The sequence below is a fragment of the Hafnia paralvei genome, from assembly GCF_020150375.1.
Classification (GTDB): Bacteria; Pseudomonadota; Gammaproteobacteria; order Enterobacterales; family Enterobacteriaceae; genus Hafnia; species Hafnia paralvei.
Genome location: NZ_CP083737.1, coordinates 3,313,537 through 3,334,434 on the forward strand (window position 1 = coordinate 3,313,537; position 20,898 = coordinate 3,334,434).

Sequence of the window (20,898 nt, forward strand, 5' to 3'; positions counted from 1 at the left end):
CTTATAGGCCGCTTATGCCGCTAACTCATTCTAATAATAAACCGCAGGAAATTGCTGCTATCGATTTAGGCTCTAACAGTTTCCATATGGTTATTGCCCGTATCGTTAACGGCGCGCTTCAGGTTCTGGGACGCCTGAAGCAACGGGTACATCTCGCCGATGGCCTAGACAGCAACAACATGCTGAGTGAAGAAGCCATGGAACGCGGCATCGCTTGTTTGGCATTGTTTGCTGAGCGTTTACAAGGGTTTCCTGCAGAAAACGTCTGTATCGTTGGCACCCATTCGTTGCGTCAAGCCGCCAATGCGGAAGAGTTTCTCAAACGGGCAGCAAAAGTGATTCCCTACCCGATTGAGATTATTTCCGGTCACGAAGAAGCTCGCCTGATTTTCATGGGCGTAGCGCACACCCAGCCAGAAAAAGGGCGCAAGCTGGTGATTGATATCGGCGGCGGCTCCACGGAAATGGTGATCGGCGAAGATTTCGATCCGCTGCTGGTCGAAAGCCGCCGGATGGGCTGCGTCAGCTTCGCTCGACAGTTCTTCCCGAACGGCACTATTAGCAAAGATAACTTCCAGCGTGCGCGCCTAGCTGCGGCGCAAAAGCTGGAAAATATGGCATGGCAGTATCGCATTCAAGGCTGGCAAGCTGCTCTCGGCGCGTCGGGTTCGATCAAGGCGGCCCATGAAGTGCTGATTGCTTTGGGCGAAAAAGATGGGCTGATCACGCCAGAACGTCTGGAATTGCTGCGCAGTGAAGTCCTCAAGTACAAACGTTTTAGTGAGCTGACACTACCGGGGCTATCAGAAGATCGCCAAGCCGTCTTTGTACCGGGGCTCTCCATTCTCTGCGGTGTGTTTGATGCGCTGGCGATTAAGCAGCTACGTCTTTCGGACGGCGCATTGCGCGAAGGGGTTCTGTATGAGATGGAAGGCCGTTTCCGCCATCAGGACATCCGCAGCCGCACCGCACGCAGTTTGGCGGAACATTACAATATAGACCGCGAGCAGGCTCAACGTGTGCTCAGTACGGTACAACAACTTTATGCGCAATGGATGGCGCAGAACAGCAAACTGGTGCATCCACAGTTGGAAGCACTGCTTAACTGGGCGGCGATGCTGCATGAAGTTGGCTTAAGCATTAACCACAGCGGCATGCATCGCCATTCGGCCTATATCCTGCAAAACACCAACCTACCGGGGTTTAATCAGGAACAGCAGTTACTTCTAGCAACGTTAGTACGTTTCCACCGCAAAGGCGTGAAGCTCGATGAACTGCCACGTTTAACGCTGTTTAAAAAGAAACAGTACATTCCGCTGATTCAAATTTTGCGACTAGCGACGCTGCTAAACAACCAGCGCCAGTCCACCACCACGCCGGAATCACTAGAGCTAGAAACGGATGGTTTCCACTGGATCCTGCGTTTCCCTAAAGGTTATTTGCAACAAAATAACCTTGTACAGCTGGACGTGGAAAAAGAGCAGTCATACTGGAAAGATGTTGAAGGCTGGCATCTATTGGTAGAAGAGCAACTGTGAAGTAAAAATATTATATGAGCCATCCCCGATGATAAATCAGGGAAATATGAAACCTAGTCGTACTTATTTAGCTGGTGGATAATACCACCAGCTTTATTTCAGATTATGGACAATTTAATTAGGTGTCTTTACTTCAACCCCAACTCCGCTCTCACTCGTGCGATATCAGCCGCCGACAGCGGCATATAGCCATCCTGTAACACCAGCTTTTGCCCTTGCTCTGAAAGCACACTATCCATAAACGCCGCAGTTAATGGCGACAGAGGCCGCCCCGGTGCTTTATTCACATAAATGTAGAGATGGCGCACCAGCGGGTAACGACCTTGCACAATATTTTCAGCCGTCGGTTCTACCGCAGGGCTGCCAAATTTGCTTACCGCTAGCGTTCGCACACCGCTGGCGCGAAAACCGATACTGGCATAGCCAATGCTGTTGAGTGAGCCCGCAACGGCCTGCACCACTGACGCAGAGCCCGGCAGTTCGTTCACCCTTGGGCTGAAATCACCGTCGCACAGCACCTGCTGTTTGAAATAGCCATAGGTGCCAGATGCAGAATTACGGCCATAGAGCGAAATGGCACGCGATTTCCACTCCCCTCCCAATCCCAACTTTTTCCAGTGGGTGATTGGGGAAGCTTCACCACAGCGCAACGTGGTGGAGTAGAGACTATCGAGCTGATTAAAACTAATTTCACGCAGCGGATTATCCTGATGCACTAACACAACCAGCGCATCCAACGCCACCGGCACCGCCAGCGGTGGATAACCATAGCGTTGTTCGAAGGCTGAAACTTCTGCCGCCTTCATTGGCCGGCTCATCGGACCTAACTGTGCTGCCCCCGCAGCTAACGCCGTTGGCGCACTGGAAGACCCCGCCGCCTGTAGCTGAACGTTCACGTTGGGATTATCTTGCGAAAAATTCGCCGACCACAGCGACATCAGGTTCACCATGGTATCGGAACCCGCGCTAGAAAGATTACCTGACAGCATGGATTGGTTTGCAGTAGCCAGCGACGGGTAAATAATAACGCTACAAACGACACCAACAAGCGCCGCTCTCCAATACTTTAATTGACGTCCCTGCATCAAATTTCCTTACTCGGAAGCCCTTTCTGGCCCTTGTTTTTTGCCGTTGGTTTTTCACTGTCCAACGGTACAATTAAATGGGGTGGAAGAGTAAAGACGAAACGCGTTCCCAAGCCAATTTCACTCATGATATTCAACGTGGCTTCGTGATGATTCAACGCATGCTTCACAATGGCCAAACCAAGGCCGCTGCCGCCGGTTTGCCGCGAACGCGCTTTATCTACTCGGTAGAAACGCTCGGTTAAATGCCCTAAATGCTCTGGCGCAATGCCCGGTCCGTTATCGCTCACCTCAAACTGTGCGCCCTGCGCTGTTTGCTGCCAGCAAACCTCGATTTTCGTGCCGTCAGGCGTATGGTTCACTGCGTTATACACCAGATTCGATACCGCACTACGCAACTGATCGTCATTGCCAAACACCTTCAGTTTGTCATTAATGCGGAAAGTGATTTCATGGCGACCATTGCTCAATGAGAGAGCTTCTCGCTCCAACATATGGAGCATTACCGGTATATCGACAATTTCATTGAGTGCAATCGGCGGTGCGGCTTCTATTTTTGACAACGTCAGCAGCTGTTTTACGAGACTATCCATGCGTCTGGTTTGTTCCTGCATGGTAACCAGCGCTTTTTGTCGCACCGGCGCCGCCATATCTTCATCGTTCATCATTTCCAGATAGCCCTGCAACACCGTTAGCGGGGTACGTAGTTCGTGGCTAACGTTGGCAAAGAAGTTACGGCGAGTGCCTTCTAATTGTCGTGTTTGCGTGACATCACGCGCCACCATCAGAAGCTGGCCTTCGGCATAAGGCATCACACGAAATTCAACAAAACGGCCATTATTCAGATGCAGAGTAAGCGGACGAGTAAAATCTTGGGATTGCAGATACTGAGTAAATTCGGGGTAACGCAGAAGGTTGAGAATATGCTGACCATTGTCTTCCGGCCAACGGAAGCCCAACAAATGTTGGGCCAGTCCATTACACCAAAAAATATTCCCTTCTTCGGTTGTCATGATGATCGCATCGGGGAGAGATTCTGCCCCGCTACGAAAACGTTTAATCAGTAATGCTAGTTCACGCCGTCTGCGACGGTTACGTTGCTGCATCTGGTAGAGGCCGTAGAACAAGGGTTCCCAACTGCCTCGCCCTGCGGGGGGGGTCATGCTACGGTCAACCCATAGCCAATGGGAAAGACGCAGTTGGTTATAGCAATGCCATCCCAAGAGCGCTAAAACAGCAGTCAATAGAAACCACGGCAAATAGCCGATCAGTAGCCCGAGGATCAATGCTGGAATACAGCAAAACACCAGCTCCAGCAGCAATCTTTTCCAGGATAGGCGTTCAAGCACGGTGTTGGCTCTTTATTCTTAACGGAATAGACATAAGGGCTTCCCCAGAATCGTCAAAGCCGCACTCATGCGGCCTTATTCTTAAACGTGCACATCGCGAGCATAGGATTCAAAAACGTGCCGAGAAACGATAACCCGTACCGCGTACGGTCTGCACCATTTTATCATGCCCGCTCAGCTCAAGCGCTTTGCGCAAGCGGCGAATATGTACATCAACGGTGCGATCTTCTACATAAACGTTAGTGCCCCACACATGATTTAGCAACTGCTCACGGCTATAGACACGCTCTGGATGCGTCATGAAAAAATGCAGAAGCTTAAATTCGGTAGGTCCCATATCCAGCGGGGCTTCGTTAGCCATAACGCGGTGCGAGGTCGGATCAAGACTCAACCCCTGCACTTCAATGACCTCTTCCACCGCCATCGGGGAAATTCGCCGCATTACGGCCTTAATTCTTGCCACCAGCTCTTTCGGAGAAAAAGGTTTGGTAATGTAGTCATCCGCCCCCACTTCTAAACCACGCACCCGATCCTCTTCCTCTCCGCGTGCAGTTAGCATCATCACAGGGATTTCACGCGTTAGCGCCTCGCGCTTAATATGCTTGATGAACTGGATCCCTGAACCGCCGGGTAACATCCAATCCAATAAGACTAAATCAGGATAAGGCTCAGACAAAGAGTTCACCGCGCTGTCATAATCCTCTGCTTCTACCGGTTGGTAGCCGTTTTGCTCAAGAACAAAACACACCATTTCACGAATTGGCGCTTCATCTTCTACTACCAATATGCGTCTGGCCATTGTTAATCCTGCTTAAGTTTGGTTGCGGGCGCCATTATGCGTCAGATTTATGACAGATTTATGAAAAATAACAGTATACCCAATATCACTGTCATAAATGTTTTTGTAAACAGTAAACCGAACTTATGCCGACGGCTTCACGTCCTCCCGAGTTTGCGTATAATCCCTCTATTCTCCGTAGCCCCTAGGCTACGTTCAGCAAGGACGGCAGGAGTACCATGCGTCTTATTCATACTTCAGACTGGCACCTCGGTCAGCATTTCTATACCAAAAGCCGCAGCGCAGAACATCAAGCTTTCTTAAGCTGGTTGATTAAACAGGCTAGCGAGCATCAGGTTGATGCCATTATTGTGGCAGGTGATGTGTTTGATACCGGATCGCCGCCCAGCTATGCGCGCGAGCTGTACAACCGCTTTGTGGTAGAGCTACAGACAACCGGCTGTCAGTTAGTAGTATTAGGTGGAAATCATGACTCGGTAGCCACGCTGAACGAATCGCGGGATTTACTGGCTTGCCTAAATACGCAGGTTATCGCCAGCAGCGCGGGGGATTTACAGCATCAGGTTCTGCCCTTAAAGCAACGTGACGGTTCTGTCGGCGCCATCCTGTGCGCCGTGCCCTATCTACGTCCACGAGACATTCAAACCAGTATGGCGGGTCAATCGTCGGCTGAAAAACAGAATGTGCTACAGCAAGCCATCGCCGAACATTACCAGTCGCTATACGATCTCGCAGCCGCTCAACGTGATGCATTAGGCGGAAACCTCCCGATCGTCGCCACCGGACATCTCACAACGATCGGCGCAAGCACCTCTGACTCCGTGCGTGATATTTACATTGGCTCGCTGGATGCGTTTCCAGCTTCGGCATTTCCGCCCGCAGACTATATCGCGCTTGGGCACATACACCGGCCACAGCGTGTGACCAGCAGCGAACACATTCGCTACAGCGGCTCTCCGATTCCACTGAGCTTTGACGAACTGGGCAGCGAAAAAAGCATCTGTCTGGTCGATTTCACCGGTTCGACGTTAGAAAAAGTCACGCTACTGCCGGTGCCGCAGTTTCAACCCATGCAGCTTATCAAAGGCAGTATTGAGCAAATCGAACATCAACTCGCCGCGTTTAAAGATTGCGATAACGAAAAACCTATCTGGCTGGATATCGAAATCAGCAGCAGCGCCTATTTAAACGATCTACAACGCCGCATCCAACAACAGACAGAATCTCTGCCAGTTGAGGTTATTTTGCTACGCCGCAGTAAAGAGCAACGCCTCAGCGCTCTCACCCGCCAAGATAAAGAAACGCTCAGCGAACTGAGCGTCAGCGATGTGTTTGAGCGCCGCTTGGCGCAAGAAGAAACCGAGGATGAAAACGTGCTCGCCCAGCAGGCGCGAATTCGAACCCATTTCCATCGAGTGCTGGATGCTCTGGTACTAGAGCAAAATCAAGACGATACCGCAGAGGGGCATAACGCATGAAAATCCTCAGCCTACGCCTAAAAAATATCAACTCGCTCAAAGGTGAGTGGAAGATCGACTTCACGCGCGAGGATTTTGCCAACAATGGTCTTTTTGCCATTACCGGCCCAACGGGGGCGGGGAAAACCACGCTGCTTGATGCGCTATGTTTAGCGCTTTATCACCAAACGCCGCGTTTGAAAGTTTCGCCTACGCAAAATGAGCTTATGACCCGGGGTACCGCAGAGTCCTTGGCCGAGGTTGAATTCGAAGTCAAAGGCACCGGATACCGTGCATTCTGGAGCCAGCGCCGCGCCAACAACAAACCAGAAGGCAATCTACAAGCGCCGAAGGTAGAGCTGGCATACATCGCCGACGGCGAAATTATCACCGATAAAATTCAAACCAAGCTGCACAAGATTGCCGAAATCACCGGCTTGGATTTTGGCCGTTTTACCAAATCGATGATGCTGTCGCAGGGGCAGTTTGCCGCGTTCCTCAATGCCGATCCCGCCGAGCGCGCAGAGCTACTGGAAGAGCTGACCGGAACCGAAATTTATGGCCAGCTTTCCGAACAAATTTTCCAGCGTTTCAAACAGGCCAAAATCGATCTCGATGCGCTACACGAACGTGCTGCGGGTGTAGAACTGCTGAGCGAAGAGGCGCTTGCCCAGCTCGCCGAACGCTTGGCACTGCTACAAAACGAAGAGCAACACCAAGAGACGGCACGTAAAACGCTGACGTCTGAACTTCAATGGTTGCAAAAACACCAAGAGCTGACGCAAAACCGCGAGCTATGCAATCAACGTACGACGCAGGCGCAGCAGCAATGGTTGGATGCACAGCCTGAGATTTTGCGCTTAGAGCGCAGCGAACCCGCAGAGAAGCTGCGTCCGCTGTTACAAAGCCTACGACAAACCCGCAGCGACTTATCACTTCTGCTCAAAAGCCAGCAACAGCGCCAAGAACAGCAACAGCGACTAGCCTCGCAGTTGGAACCGCTCCAAACCGCCTCGGCCCATGCGTTAACAACGAAGCAGCAACAGCAGCAGATCCGTACAACAACGGAAACGCTGATTAACCAGCACGTTGTCCCGCTTGATGCTCGTTTGGCACAAACCCGCGACGCACTCACACAACAGCGGCAAAAGCTGACGCAAATCGACGCAGAAAAACAGCAGCATAATACCGCGCTCGTTAAGTTGCGTGAGCAACTGCAAAAACAGCAACGAGAGCTCAGTCAGCTACAACACATTCTGACGCAAACCGCTCCGCATGCAGAATGGAATAACCATCTTGGCCGTTGGAAAAGCCAGTTCGAGCAATCTGCCGAATTACAGCAGACGCTGAGCGATCTGCAAAAACGTATCGCCAACGCCGAAAAAGTGATTACCGCTGACGCTGAAAAGCTCACGCTTCAGCAACAGGCCGGAGCATCGCTCAACCAACGTTTAATTGAGCAGCAAAAACGTTGCGCCGAAGCCGAAGAACACTATCAACAAGCCCAGCAGAACCACAACCTACAGCAGTTAGAGGCGATGCGTGAAAAACTGCATAGTGGACAACCCTCACGCCAGATACTCCTGCAAACCAGCCCGCTGTTTGAAAAAGCGGCTCAGCGGCAGCAACAGCTCCAACAGCAAACCGCTCAGCGAAGCCAAGAGCTGCAAACGCTCGAACAGCAGTTAGCGGCCAAGCGATTAGCTTATAAGGAAAAACGTCAGCATCTCATCGACTTGGAAAAACAGATCGATCTACAGCGACGCGTGATCGGCCTTGAGCAAGAGCGAGCACGCCTGGTAGCTGGCGATCCCTGCCCCCTCTGCGGATCGTTGGAGCATCCGGCAGTTGAAAACTATCAAGCACCGATTCTTTCTGACAGCGAGCAACGACGCGATGCCCTACGCCTAGAGGTAGAAACCCTTAGCCGCGAGGGGAGTGAACTTGGAGAACGACAAAAACTGTTGCTTCAAACTCAAAGTCAGCAACAGCAAGAAACTCAAACCGTCGACCAAGAAATTACCCAGTACCAACACCGCTGGGAACAGGCCACCGCTTCGCTTGAGCTCAAAATAGCGATTGAAGATCGCTCCGCGTTAGAAAACTATCTGGCGGATATCGTTCAACAAGAAGACAGCATTCAGAAAAGCATTCGCCAACAAGAAACGCTGAATAAAACGTGGCAGCAGGCTAAAGATGAGCTGAATAAAATTCAGCAAGAGACGAGCCACACTATCCAGCAAATCACCTTACTGGAACAAAGCATTCAAACCCAACGTCGGCAGTTGGCAGAGTGGCGCGAGGAATACCACAAACAAACCTCACACCAGCAACAGCGCCAAGAGCGTTTAGCGACAGAGTTGCTGGAGCTGCATTTAGTTGCGCCACTCGCGGGTGAGGAAAACGAATGGCTGGCTGCCCGTGAACAAGAGTTCTCCCTCTGGCAACAGCGTCAGCTTCACAGCCAAAAGCTGACGTTAGAAAACACACGTCTCAGCGCAGATGAACAAAACCTGAGCCAAACATTAGCAACGCTGGAAAAACAGTGGCTAACCCAGCAACAGCTTTGTGCGGAACAGGAAAAGCTGCTCGCCCAGATGCAGGCAGAGCGCCAAACGTTGCTTGATGGTCGCAGCGTAGATGACGTACGCCGCTCATTGGTTCAGGCCGAACAGTTAGCCGAACATCAATTACAACAGGCGCAGAACGCCGAGAGCACGGTTCGCCAGCAGCTAGATAAACTGAGCGGCGAGCTAAGCAGCGCCCAGCAACAGCTATCACAGTTGGAACAACGGTTAAGCCAACAGCAAACTGATTTCGAACAGGCTCTCGCTGCCAGCCAATTCCGCGATGAAGAGAATCTGCTCGCTGCGCTGTTAGATGAGAATGAACACCAACGCCTAACGACGCTACGCGAACACAGCAAAAATCAGCTTTCACAGGCGCAGGCGTTCTTACAACAGGCTGATGCCGCGCTAGCTGACTGGGTCACTCAGCGCCCTGCGACGTTAGCGGATGACAGCACGCTAGAGCATCTAAACCAGCAGTTAACGGCGCTTGCTGAGCAACTGCGTGAAAATAGCGTTCAACAAGGACAAATTCAGCAGCAAATTCGCAGTGACGCCGAACGAAAACAAGGGCAGCAAAGCCTGTTTGCTCGTATTGAGCAAAGCCGTCAGGAATACGAAGACTGGAGCTATCTCAACCAGCTCATTGGTTCTAGCAGTGGAGATAAATTCCGCAAATTCGCACAGGGGCTGACGCTAGATCACTTAGTCTATTTAGCCAATCAACAACTGTCTCGTTTACATGGACGCTATTTGCTGCAGCGTAAAACCAGCGACGCATTAGAACTGGAAGTGGTTGATACTTGGCAAGCTGATGCGGTACGCGATACCCGAACCCTTTCCGGCGGTGAAAGCTTCTTGGTGAGCTTAGCGCTGGCGCTGGCGCTGTCAGATCTGGTTAGCCATAAAACCAGCATCGATTCTCTATTCCTCGATGAAGGCTTTGGTACATTGGATGCAGAAACCCTCGACACCGCGCTCGACGCACTCGACACGCTCAATGCCTCCGGCAAAATGATCGGCGTTATTAGCCATGTCGAAGCCATGAAAGAACGAATACCGGTGCAGATAAAAGTGAAAAAGGTGAATGGATTGGGGATAAGCCGGTTAGAAGCGCAGTATGCCGTGGGAGAGTAAAGGTTTCACCGACGGCTGAAGAGAGTCTATGAGTGGATGGAGTAAGTTTCGACCGCCTGTCGTTTATGGAAAGGCCGTGTAATGTTTCGTTCGCCAGTCAGCAACTGCGCTTTCATGAGATTGCTGACATGGGCGAACGATGAGGGGCGCCAGCGCACTGTTCATCAGATTTCAGTGCATTAGGCGCACGAAATTCTCCCCCTACCACTGCACGCCAATCCCATACTGATAAACCCAATACATCGCGCCAAGCGTTACCGCCAAATTCAAAATCACCGTAATGATGAAGTAAGTTTTATACGGTTGTTTCTGTGTCTTATGGCGAAAAATCTGCTGGCCGAGAATCGCACCTACCCAACCGCCAATCAGTCCGAAAAAGAGTAGCGTCATTTCTGGAACACGTTGCCATGACTTCACGGCGGCTAGTTTATCTATGCCATAAATAATCAGCGTTAACGCATTGAGCAACAAGCACCACATCACCAACGGATGCATTGAGAACAGACTGCCAACCGCAGCCAAAACAAGAAGAAGGTAACAAAAACGATTGATATTCATGCGATAAGCCGATTGGAATGAAATAAAAAAAGCCTGCGTATAGTGAGCTACCTCATCCCATCATGCAACTCTAGTCCTTCTGTCACACGCTCATCCTTGCAATGCGAGTCAGCTCACACTTCAATATTAGTGGTGCAAATGTCCAGTAAATGCAGGTTTTGTCCAATAACCTATGCCCTTTCTTAGCCGCCATACTCCTTTCATCGCTTAGCTCTCCCGAAACGAGAGCGATCCTCCCCAATACCTAACGCAGAGGTGTTTATGTCAAAAAAATTTATCGCATTGTGTGCATGTCCAATGGGATTAGCTCATACCTTCATGGCGGCGCAAGCGCTGGAAGATGCCGCCAAAGCCGCAGGCTATGACCAGATAAAAATCGAGACTCAGGGTGCTGATGGCATCGAGAACCGTTTAACCGCACAAGATATCGCAGAAGCAGACATCATCATTCATTCGGTCGCCATCACTCCAGAAGATAATGAACGCTTTGAAAACCGTGATGTGTATGAAATCACGCTACAAGATGCGATTAAAAACGCAGACGGAATTATCAAAGAAATCGAAGAAATGATTCAGGCTGGCTAATCAATATTCGCTTCTGACTTTCAATCACATCATTAGGGATAACTATCAATGGCGATTAAAAAAAGGAGTGCAGTGAATCCCTCAGCAAATGGCGGTGCTTCACTGACAGCGAATCCGGCATCAACTCCACTGGCAAAACCAAGTATCTGGGGCGATTTACCTCAGCACGTGATGTCTGGTATTTCACGTATGGTACCAACGCTAATTATGGGGGGCGTCATCCTAGCCTTCTCCCAGCTCATTGCCTACGCGTGGCTCGATGTCCCCCCTGATATGGGGATTCTGGACGCCATCAATACCGGCAAGTATGTTGGATTTAATTTATCCTTGATGAAGTTCGCTTATCTGTCGCAGTCCTTTGGCGGCATTCTATTTAGTTTTGCTATCCCGATGTTTTCGGCGTTTGTCGCCAATTCTATCGGCGGAAAGCTAGCCTTTCCCGCGGGCTTCATCGGTGGGCTAATCGCAACTCAGCCAACGCCGGAACTCACCTGGGATCTCAGCAAACTGCAATGGGTTACCCATTCACCGGTTCCTTCCACCTTTATCGGTGCGCTGATTATTGCTATCGCCGCAGGGTACTTAGTGAAATGGATGAATGCAAAAATCCAATTGCCACAATATCTGCTGGCATTTAAAACCACATTTTTACTGCCTATTCTCTCTGCCATTTTTGTCATGCTGACAATGTATTACATCATTACGCCGTTTGGCGGCTGGGTAAACGCATGCATTCGCGTGTTGTTACAAGCCGCTGGTGATAAAGGCGTTCTGATGTATGCGGCGGGGATTTCAGCAACGACCGCAATCGACCTCGGTGGCCCAATTAATAAAGCCGCGGGGTTTATCGCCTTTAGTTTCACGACAGATCACGTGCTGCCGGTTACCGCACGCGCTATCGCTATCGTCATCCCACCGATTGGCTTAGGGCTGGCAACATTAATTGACCGCCGTTTAACGGGCCGTCGTTTATTTAGCAGCCAGCTCTATCCACAGGGAAAAACCGCCATATTTCTCGCATTCATGGGGATCAGCGAAGGGGCAATTCCCTTCTTGCTCGAAAGTCCATTAGCCTCAATTCCGGCATACATGACAGGTGCAATCGTTGGTTCTACTGCCGCCGTAGCGTTAGGTGCAGTGCAGTGGTTCCCTGAGTCAGCCATTTGGGCATGGCCTTTAGTCAGTAATTTAGGCGCTTATATATTCGGCATTGCCTTAGGTGCAGTATTGACCGCGCTGATTACCATCTTCATCCGCAATATTCTGTATAAAAAAGGCAAGTTGCATATCGAGGCTATGTCCTGATTCAGAACTCAGCGCGTCACCGCTACTACTCGCGTACCCTGACGAACGGTAGCGGATGACACTCCAAATTTATCCTTCCGAGCTAAGCGAGCATGTCATGCACCAACCTTCTCTCACCGCTATCTCACGCTATCATTCATGGTTGAAACAGCAAAATTTGGATGCGGTGATCGTTAATTCAAAACAGAATAAGTTTGCTCATACGGGATTACTTAGTGCATCTGGTTATGTCTTTATCACTCGCACCAGTCAGCACATTCTGGTTGATTCTCGCTATATACAGGAGTTATCGGCTAAATCAGACGATTATCAGCTCCATTTAATTGATGGCCAAAACAGCGCCGCAGACCACATCAACCAAATTATTGCATCTGAAAACCTCGAGCAAGTCGGCTTTGAAGGCCAACATTTAAGCTACAGCGACAGCATAAAACTGATGGACAGCATGAATGCCGTTCTGAAACCCGTCGATTTGGATGTCCTACGCCAAATCAAACACGCGTCGGAAATTAGCACGTTAAAATCAGCCTGTCTGATGGCAGACCGAGCCTGTGCTTATATCCGTCACTACATTCAGCCGGGCATGACAGAACATCAGATCGCAACAGAGCTCGAGTGGTTTATGAAGAATGAGGGCGCTGAAAAAACCGCCTTCGACACTATCGTCGCGAGCGGTATTCGCGGTGCGATGCCACATGCGAAGGCATCAACAAAAAGAGTCCAAGCCGGCGAATTTATCACTCTTGATTTTGGTGCCCAACACCAAGGCTACTGTTCCGATATGACTCGAACGTTTCTCGTCAGCGGTTCTCAACCACAGGCCATTGAAGAGCATCCTCTGTATGGAATCTACCAAATCGTTCTGCAAGCCCAACTCGCCGCTATTGCCGCCATTAGTCCAGGGGTGCGTTGCTGTGACGTCGATAGGGCCGCCCGCGATGTCATTAGCTCTGCGGGGTATGGTGACCGTTTCTCTCATAACACAGGTCATGCGATTGGCATTGATGTCCATGAAAACCCGCGATTTTCCCCGAGCGATACCACTCAATTACAGCCCGGAATGCTACTCACCGTTGAGCCAGGCATTTATCTACCCGAGCGTGGTGGTGTTCGTATCGAAGATGTCGTGCTAGTCACTGAAAACGGCTGTGAGGTTTTATATCAGATGCCCAAGCAGTTGCTGCTTACTGGGGGAGAAGCCCAATGAATATTGATTTACTACAGGCATTATCTAACGCCGATGCGATCGCATCGTCCGAGCAGGAAGTGCGAGACATCCTGATTACACATGCCAAACAGTGCAATAAACCGATTTCTTTTGATGGGCTGGGTTCCACGTTGATTAGGCTAAACCAATCCACTGGGCCAAAGATCATGATATGTGCTCATATGGATGAAGTCGGTTTTATGGTGCGCAACATCACGCGCGAAGGCGCAATTGAAGTCATCCCGATCGGCAACGTCCGTCAACTCGCACGTTTTATGCAGCCAGTACGAATCACCACCCAACAGGGCAATAAAGTTCATGGCCTATTGGATGCGGAACTCCATGGCGGTGAATCACGAAACCTATGCGTTGATATTGGTGCAACATCCGCCGAGGAAGTGAACAACAGCGGTGTAAGAATCGGCGACCGTGTTACCTATGATAGTGATTTCAAAATATTGACGCCAAATTCCAGAATCATGGGGAAAGCTTTCGATGACCGGCTTGGGTGCTACCTGCTGATCGAATTGTTGCACGCATTGTGCGACGTAGCGTTAAACGCAGAAATCTGGCTCGTGGCTTCGTCAAGCGAAGAGGTTGGAATGCGTGGCGGGAAAACAGCGGCCAATATCATCAAACCCGATTTAGCGTTGATTCTCGATACCGCCTGCTGGGCGAAAAACTTTGATTATGGCGCTGCCAACCATCGCCAGATTGGTCAAGGGCCAATGTTGGTGATGTACGATAAAACGATGATTCCCTCCCCTCGCCTTCTGGGTTTTATCCAAGATATCGCGTTGCAACATCATATCCCACTACAAACCGATATGTTCAGCAACGGTGGCACCGACGGAGGCAATGTCCATCTGTGTGGTCGTGGTATCCCAACGGCGGTTTTAGGCGCGCCTACGCGTCATGGACACTGCGCAGCTTCTATCGCTGATTTGCGCGATCTTAAGCAAACCCAACAACTGTTAATCGCTTTGATAAAGCAGCTAAATTCAGATTCAGTGCAGCACCTGACGGATTTTTCGCATTAACTCGGCTTCAGAAAAGGATTTACCATCATGTTAAAGATAGCGTTTCTCTGTCCTCTGCCTAACGGTCTGCACGCCCGCCCTGCCTATGAACTTAAAGAACAGTGCAGTCAGTTTGATAGTGAGATTATCTTTATTAACCAACGGTTAGCGCACCGTGCCGATGCTAAAAGCTCATTGGCACTCATCGGCACGGGGACATTATTCAACGACGCCTGTCAGCTTGAAATTCATGGTCATGATGAAGAAAAAGCTTATCGCGCACTCGGCCTTTATATTGAACAACGTTTTGCCGATAGTGATAGCGAACCCGAACCCGCCGCCGTCGCCACCTCGCGCGCGCTGCCACGCTCTCTTTCTCGCTTTCAGCCCTCGCTGATTCAAGGCTATGGCTTATCAGACGGCCTTGGGCATGGTGCACTTTTTATCTATCGTCACACTAGCCTTGATGTGTACAAGTCACAACCTGCCACCGTGCAAGATTTACTCTTACTTGAACACAGCATCATCACCTTAGCCGAACGGCTAAACCAACAGTTGGCGAACCTGAAGGGGCAAAGTAAAACCATTATCAATGCGCATCTCTCGTTAATTCAGGACAAAGAGTTTAGCCAAAATATTGTGCGCCATCTGAAGCAACGTAAATGCAGTTTAGCCATTGCCGCCATTGAAAATATGGAAGAGGTATGCGGAAAATTAGCCAATTCAGCCAGCGAATATCTACGGGAGCGCGTACAGGATATTCGTGATATCACAGCACAGTTGCTGCAGGTCGCGTACCCAACCATTAACTTGGGTACGCCATTAACACTATATAAGCCAACGATTATTGCCGCCGATGATATTACACCCAGCCAATTTTTAAGCTTGGATCGGCAATATCTACAGGGCATGGTTTTAGCCCAAACGGGCCGCACATCGCATACGCTGATCCTCGCCCGCTCATTTGGCATCCCGGTATTATCCGGCATAGAACTGGAAGCCTTACAACAGCTAGATGACAAAGACGTATTTATTGATGCTCAATTTGGCGTTTTGGTTACTGAGCCTAGCGACGACGTGCGCCATTACTTTGCCGTTGCCATGCAGCTCGAAGAAAAAAATCGAATTCGACAGCTTAAAATGGCTGACTTACCTGCAGTGACACGCGATGGTCGCTGTTTAGAGATAGGCGCAAATATTGGCACCGCTCAAGAAGCGCCTGCGGCATTTACCCACGGCGCAGAGGGCGTCGGCTTATTCCGCACCGAAATGCTATTTATGGATCGTGACAAAGCGCCTGATGAACAAGAGCAGTTCGAAGCCTATCAGCAAGTGTTAATGAATGCGGACAACCACCCAGTTATTTTCCGAACCATGGACATCGGTGGTGATAAAAAAATCAGCTATCTCAATATCCCACAGGAAGAAAACCCATTCCTTGGCTATCGCGCCGTGCGCATTTATCCAGAGTTCACCGAGCTATTCACTATTCAACTACGCGCTATTTTGCGTGCTGCCACCGTGGGCTATGCCCGTTTAATGATCCCTATGGTGCACACGCTGGATGAGATTTTATGGGTCAAACAGCAAATCAATGCAGCCCAGCAATCGCTGAAAAATGAAGGGTTACGTTATGCAGAAACCATTGAGCTCGGTATTATGGTCGAAGTGCCTTCAGTGTGCTTTATCATCGATCATTTCTGCGATGAAGTTGATTTCTTCAGCGTAGGCTCCAATGACATGACACAGTACCTCTATGCCGTGGATCGCAATAATCAGCGCGTTGCCCACCTGTATAACCCTATCACTCCGTCATTCTTACGCATGCTGCGCCAGATTATTGATGTTGCTCACCGGCGCGAACGTTGGGTCGGTCTATGTGGGGAACTCGGTGGCGAAACTCGCTATCTGCCGTTGCTCATTGGTCTTGGCCTCGATGAACTGAGCATGAGCAGTGCGCGCATTCCGGTGGTCAAAGAGCTCGCTCGAAAACTTAATGCTCAAGAATGCATTACCTTGGCCAATCATGCTTGTGAGTGCAAATCAGCGGAAGAGATAGAGATCTTGCTCGATTCATTGGCGATCCCAGCAGATCAGAAACCGTTGCTCGCTCTTGAAAACATCATCGTTCCTGCCCACATGACGCGCAAAGAGCAAGTTATCCAGTACCTGTGCGGCAATCTAGCCATGCAAGATCGTACTGATAATCCGATAGAACTCGAGGAGGATATTTGGCAGCGCGAAGATATTGTCACCACCGGAGTCGGTTTTGGTTTTGCCATTCCGCATACTAAATCGCCTCACATTAAGCACTCCAGCATCAGTATTGCTCGGCTGGAGCAAGAAATTGACTGGCAATCGGAAATGGGCAACGTCGATTTCGTTATTATGCTCACGCTAGGCGCTCAAGATAGCGTCAGCCATGTAAAAGTGTTTTCTCAGCTCGCTCGCAAATTAGTGAAAAAAGAATTTCGCGAGGCAATGCGTTCAGCAACAGATGCCAGCGCGATTTTGGCGTTACTACAGGCAGAGCTAACGTTTTAAACGGATAGAAACTGCTTTCTGTATTCTGAAGGCGTTAAACCAAACTGCCGTTTAAACAAACGACAAAAATAGTTGCCGTCGCTGTAACCACAGCGGCGAGCAACCTCATTTACATTCAAGTGATACTTCTGCAAAATCATCTTGGCTTTCCCTAACCGCACCCAGTGCAAATAATCAATAAAACTCATATTTCCTTCCAATTGAAAAATACGAGACAAATGATTTGCCGTTATATTGAAAATAGCGGCCGTACTCTCACGGCTTAATGCGCCAGCATAATTATCCTGAATATACGTACAGATGCTTTTATAAAGAAAAGCCCCACGCTGTATCTTATTGACAGGGGGCAAACAGAGTTGGCTATGACACACATGCAGCAGGCTTAACACCAGATATCGACTCACATTAAGATCTGTGACTCTCGCCCCTAAATAGCTTAATGCTTGTAAAATATGCTCCAGTTCACCGGCATTTTGCTGAGGAACCTCCAATTTACGCAGCCGATGAAATCCCGCAGACGCAGCGCGTTTATCAAAGAAGCTAAAGCCAATGTATGACGGAGTAAAAAGCAGGCTCAATAATAAAACGTCTTTCTCCCATGTTGGCTGGCTGTTGCTATATGCAGGGATGAAAAGAAGATCGCCATGCGTTAACGTTCCATGTCTCAGATCATCGTCATTCAACCGCGCACTGGTGGTATAAGTTCCGCGCAGAACAATGTCGAGACGCGGAAATTTTACCGTAAGGCCACCCATCCCCTGTAGATGGCCTTGGCTATCCTGATAACGTTGAGCAAAAAACGTGTGCTTAAGCTGCTGTGGATTCAGCACCAGCCCGCTCAAAAGCTCGCTAAAAAAAGCCTGTTCCGTCAGAGACATATTCCCTCGTTATCAGTTGCGGTATCGTCAGGAGCCCCTACCGTGCTCACCGCTAATCAAGCACTCTCTTCGGCCTTCTTCACCGGCACGCACATTTCAAAATCCCAGATGCCACTTTCAGTGCCATCATTGTGGTATTTTTCAAAACAGGGCGCATTAATCGGCACGTAGCCACTACGAGGCAACACGTCGTTGAAAAACTCCATCCACGGCCGACCAAAATCCCCGTCCTCAACGTGAGCCTGCGCTACGGCGTAAAGCCCACCTTTTAAGGTATCGATTCGCACGCCTTCGCTGTTCGCCGGTAAAACGAAATCAGGTTCAACGGAGATCACGGTATCAACGCACATCTCTTCCGGTGGCACTTCTTCAGGATTGTCATAATAAATAGCCATCCAGTCGCCACTCTCTGGAACATTGTTATTTTCGATCCACTGATATAGCTTTTGGAATCCCTTGCCAACATTTTGGTCAAGCGGACCAACCATTCGAATGCCAGCAAAAACACGCTCAGCGCGCTGCTCTACTATCATCTCCATCGTAACGCCCTCTGTTTAACAATAAAGAGTGAACAAGAAACAACTGTATCCATAAACAGTATTACCAATGATGTCAAAAAAGCCAACTTCATATGTTCGCTTCTGTGATTGACTGCGCTTATTTGAATAATCGACGCCCAGCACATCATGAGCAAACAGCGTCACTACTTCAGCGTGAAGCTTTGCGTCAACATCACAGGTTCAGTTCTGAGCTGATCTTTCATCGCGAGCTTCACCGTCCAAACGCCTTTAGGATCCTTCTCTTCTCCCATAAAACCAACGGCAGCATTGGTCATGTAAATCATCTCTGGAGCGCCCCCTAAAACACCATGGAAGCAAAGACGATTCTTTTCAGTCATCGCCACGGTGCCATCTGGCTGAATTATCTGGATATCGCAACTGATATTAACAACATGTAGTGGATTACTTTTCGGATTAGAAAAGAAGCTGAGAATATAGATGGTCTCACCCACTTTTGCTTCATTAACCTTTTTATAAAAAGGGGACGTGCCTGAAGGCGTATTCCATTTTTCCTCCCAGTCGGCGTCTGGGGTGATGATCATCATTCCGCCAAAACCGTCCACTGAACGCCTTGATGCCGTATCCGCTGCGGGGCAGTTATTCTTATCCTTCCAACCGTATGATTGGCTAAAAGACGCCGATGAAAGGCCAAGAAAAAGCGTGGTCACCAGAAACGCCATACGTAATTTCATCAATCAATCTCCTTGTTAATTTGGCCACCGTCAGCCAAGTGTTCCCTACGTTGAGAAATTATAGCGCTGCGCTATGCAGAAAGATTTTATTCATTTACCCCAAGTGTTTATCGTCATTTATTCATAGCGACTACAGGCCACTGCCGCGCTTATTTATAAAGAACTAATAAGCTTACAAATAGTTACATTGGTTTTTATGCACAAAAAAGAAACACCTACCAACATCACACTTTTCATTGCTAATAACTTGTAAAAAAAATGAAAACAAAAACACAGGAAGTAGCACATGACATCATCTGCCTCAGCGCCTACACAGGCCAACGCCCGAACCGTATTCCGCGTAACCAGCGGTAATTTTCTAGAGATGTACGACTTTATGGTATTTGGCTACTATGCCAGCGCCATTGCCGACACTTTTTTTCCCACCCAAAGCCCCTTCGCCTCGCTGATGTTAACGCTGATGACCTTCGGCGCTGGCTTCTTGATGCGACCACTGGGAGCCATCGTGTTAGGCGCTTACATTGATCATCATGGACGCCGCCGTGGTCTGCTAATTACTTTAGGATTAATGGCACTCGGCACGCTGACCATCGCCTGTACGCCGTCCTATCACAGCATTGGTATGGCCGCACCGCTTCTCATTCTGGCTGGACGTTTACTTCAGGGGTTTTCTGCGGGTGTGGAACTGGGAGGTGTGTCCGTTTATCTGTCTGAAATCGCGCCGAAAAACCGTAAAGGCTTTTACGTCAGTTGGCAATCAGGCAGCCAACAGATTGCCGTGATTTTTGCCGCATTGCTCGGAGTGACGCTGAATCAGTATTTAGGCAAAAGCGTGATGACTGAGTGGGGATGGCGTATTCCATTTATCGTCGGCTGCTTGATCGTGCCTTTCCTGTTTTATATCCGCCGTATGCTTGAAGAAACAGAAGCCTTTAACCAACGCAAACATCGGCCTAGCATGGGTGAGATCACCCGCTCAGTCGCCAGTAACTGGCAGTTGGTATTGGTTGGCATGTTTATGGTGGTAACAACCACGGTATCGTTCTATCTGATCACCGCATTCACCCCAACCTACGGGAAAACTGTGCTGCAGTTCACCGCACAGCAAAGTTTCTTGGTGACGCTGTTGGTCGGCCTGTCCAACCTGTTCTGGCTGCCGGTAATGGGAGCGTTGTCAGATAAAGTTGGGCGTCGTCCACTGCTTTTGCTGTTTAGCGCGTTGATGCTGCTGACGTCCTACCCTTCTCTGAGTTGGTTAGTTGCTCATCCTAGTTTTGCCCACTTGGTGGAAGTGGAACTGTGGCTGTCATTTATGTACGCCAGCTATAACGGCGCAATGGTGGTGTGTTTAACCGAAATTATGCCGGCCGAAGTACGAGCATCTGGTTTCTCCATGGCCTATAGCTTAGCCACTGCCATTTTTGGCGGTTTCACTCCAGCAATTTCCAGCTATCTGATCCACGCTACCGGTGATAAAGCCATGCCAGGATTATGGCTTTCTGCCGCAGCAGCCTGCGGGCTGGTGGCCGCGATTGCTCTGCCAGCGATTCAAAAATTGAATCACCAACGCACGGAGACAGCGCCTAACCACGGTGTCGCGACGCCAAAGTAATTGCAC

16 protein-coding genes are annotated in these 20,898 nt (G+C 49.6%); 9 read left to right on the forward strand and 7 right to left on the reverse strand.

Annotated features, from left to right (window positions below):
- Positions 1-14 precede the first annotated feature (14 nt).
- A complete protein-coding gene (ppx, locus tag K9N75_RS15700; protein ID WP_008814159.1) occupies positions 15-1,538 on the forward strand; it encodes an exopolyphosphatase in 1,524 nt (507 codons plus the stop codon).
- 128 nt (positions 1,539-1,666) lie between these two features.
- Here the strand turns inward: ppx and K9N75_RS15705 are convergent, their stop codons facing one another.
- The 3 genes from K9N75_RS15705 to phoB form a co-directional block, all read right to left on the reverse strand.
- On the reverse strand, positions 1,667-2,623 hold the full coding sequence (locus K9N75_RS15705; RefSeq protein ID WP_039188147.1) for a PstS family phosphate ABC transporter substrate-binding protein: 957 nt from the start codon (positions 2,621-2,623) through the stop codon (positions 1,667-1,669).
- Positions 2,623-3,972 (reverse strand): phosphate regulon sensor histidine kinase PhoR, encoded by a 1,350-nt coding sequence (gene phoR / locus K9N75_RS15710; RefSeq protein ID WP_020303640.1) that lies wholly within the window; start codon positions 3,970-3,972, stop codon positions 2,623-2,625. Before phoR ends, K9N75_RS15705 begins: the two co-directional genes overlap by 1 nt.
- A gap of 109 nt (positions 3,973-4,081) precedes the next feature.
- Positions 4,082-4,771, reverse strand: coding sequence for a phosphate response regulator transcription factor PhoB (phoB, locus tag K9N75_RS15715; protein ID WP_224451857.1), 690 nt, complete (start codon positions 4,769-4,771; stop codon positions 4,082-4,084).
- 218 nt (positions 4,772-4,989) lie between these two features.
- On the opposite strand from phoB, the gene sbcD reads away from it, so the two are divergent.
- Entirely contained in the window at positions 4,990-6,249 is a 1,260-nt protein-coding gene (gene sbcD / locus K9N75_RS15720; protein ID WP_224451858.1) for an exonuclease subunit SbcD, read from the forward strand.
- The gene (locus tag K9N75_RS15725; RefSeq protein WP_224451859.1) at positions 6,246-9,932 is read left to right on the forward strand and encodes an AAA family ATPase; all 3,687 of its coding nucleotides are present in this window, start codon (positions 6,246-6,248) and stop codon (positions 9,930-9,932) included. Before sbcD ends, K9N75_RS15725 begins: the two co-directional genes overlap by 4 nt.
- Positions 9,933-10,133: 201 nt before the next feature.
- Here K9N75_RS15725 and K9N75_RS15730 read toward each other — a convergent pair whose 3' ends face one another.
- On the reverse strand, positions 10,134-10,490 hold the full coding sequence (locus K9N75_RS15730) for a DUF1294 domain-containing protein (protein WP_008814166.1): 357 nt from the start codon (positions 10,488-10,490) through the stop codon (positions 10,134-10,136).
- A 261-nt stretch (positions 10,491-10,751) separates the two neighbouring features.
- On the opposite strand from K9N75_RS15730, the gene K9N75_RS15735 reads away from it, so the two are divergent.
- The 5 genes from K9N75_RS15735 (at position 10,752) to ptsP (ending at position 17,150) form a co-directional block, all read left to right on the forward strand.
- Positions 10,752-11,075 carry a PTS fructose transporter subunit IIB gene (locus K9N75_RS15735; RefSeq protein WP_008814167.1) on the forward strand — a complete coding sequence of 108 codons (324 nt, stop codon included), beginning with the start codon at positions 10,752-10,754 and terminating at the stop codon, positions 11,073-11,075.
- Positions 11,076-11,123: 48 nt separating this feature from the next.
- Positions 11,124-12,380, forward strand: coding sequence for a PTS fructose transporter subunit IIC (locus K9N75_RS15740; protein ID WP_224451860.1), 1,257 nt, complete (start codon positions 11,124-11,126; stop codon positions 12,378-12,380).
- Positions 12,381-12,477: 97 nt separating this feature from the next.
- Positions 12,478-13,587: an aminopeptidase gene (gene ypdF / locus K9N75_RS15745; protein ID WP_224452624.1), complete on the forward strand. Its 1,110-nt coding sequence runs from the start codon at positions 12,478-12,480 to the stop codon at positions 13,585-13,587.
- Positions 13,584-14,627 carry an aminopeptidase gene (gene ypdE / locus K9N75_RS15750; protein WP_130976066.1) on the forward strand — a complete coding sequence of 348 codons (1,044 nt, stop codon included), beginning with the start codon at positions 13,584-13,586 and terminating at the stop codon, positions 14,625-14,627. The genes ypdF and ypdE overlap by 4 nt, the downstream gene beginning before the upstream one ends.
- A 27-nt stretch (positions 14,628-14,654) precedes the next feature.
- Positions 14,655-17,150: a phosphoenolpyruvate--protein phosphotransferase gene (ptsP, locus tag K9N75_RS15755; protein ID WP_224451861.1), complete on the forward strand. Its 2,496-nt coding sequence runs from the start codon at positions 14,655-14,657 to the stop codon at positions 17,148-17,150.
- Here the strand turns inward: ptsP and K9N75_RS15760 are convergent.
- From K9N75_RS15760 to K9N75_RS15770, 3 genes are all read right to left on the reverse strand, one after another.
- Positions 17,147-18,028 (reverse strand): AraC family transcriptional regulator, encoded by an 882-nt coding sequence (locus tag K9N75_RS15760; protein WP_224451862.1) that lies wholly within the window; start codon positions 18,026-18,028, stop codon positions 17,147-17,149. The two genes, ptsP and K9N75_RS15760, sit on opposite strands and share 4 nt — an antisense overlap.
- A 56-nt stretch (positions 18,029-18,084) precedes the next feature.
- Complete coding sequence (gene sbmC, locus K9N75_RS15765; RefSeq protein WP_224451863.1) at positions 18,085-18,567, reverse strand: DNA gyrase inhibitor SbmC; 483 nt, start codon at positions 18,565-18,567, stop codon at positions 18,085-18,087.
- Between the two features lie 164 nt (positions 18,568-18,731).
- The gene (locus K9N75_RS15770; RefSeq protein ID WP_130961463.1) at positions 18,732-19,280 is read right to left on the reverse strand and encodes a hypothetical protein; all 549 of its coding nucleotides are present in this window, start codon (positions 19,278-19,280) and stop codon (positions 18,732-18,734) included.
- Between the two features lie 286 nt (positions 19,281-19,566).
- On the opposite strand from K9N75_RS15770, the gene K9N75_RS15775 reads away from it, so the two are divergent.
- On the forward strand, positions 19,567-20,892 hold the full coding sequence (locus K9N75_RS15775; RefSeq protein WP_130974228.1) for an MFS transporter: 1,326 nt from the start codon (positions 19,567-19,569) through the stop codon (positions 20,890-20,892).
- Positions 20,893-20,898 lie beyond the last annotated feature (6 nt).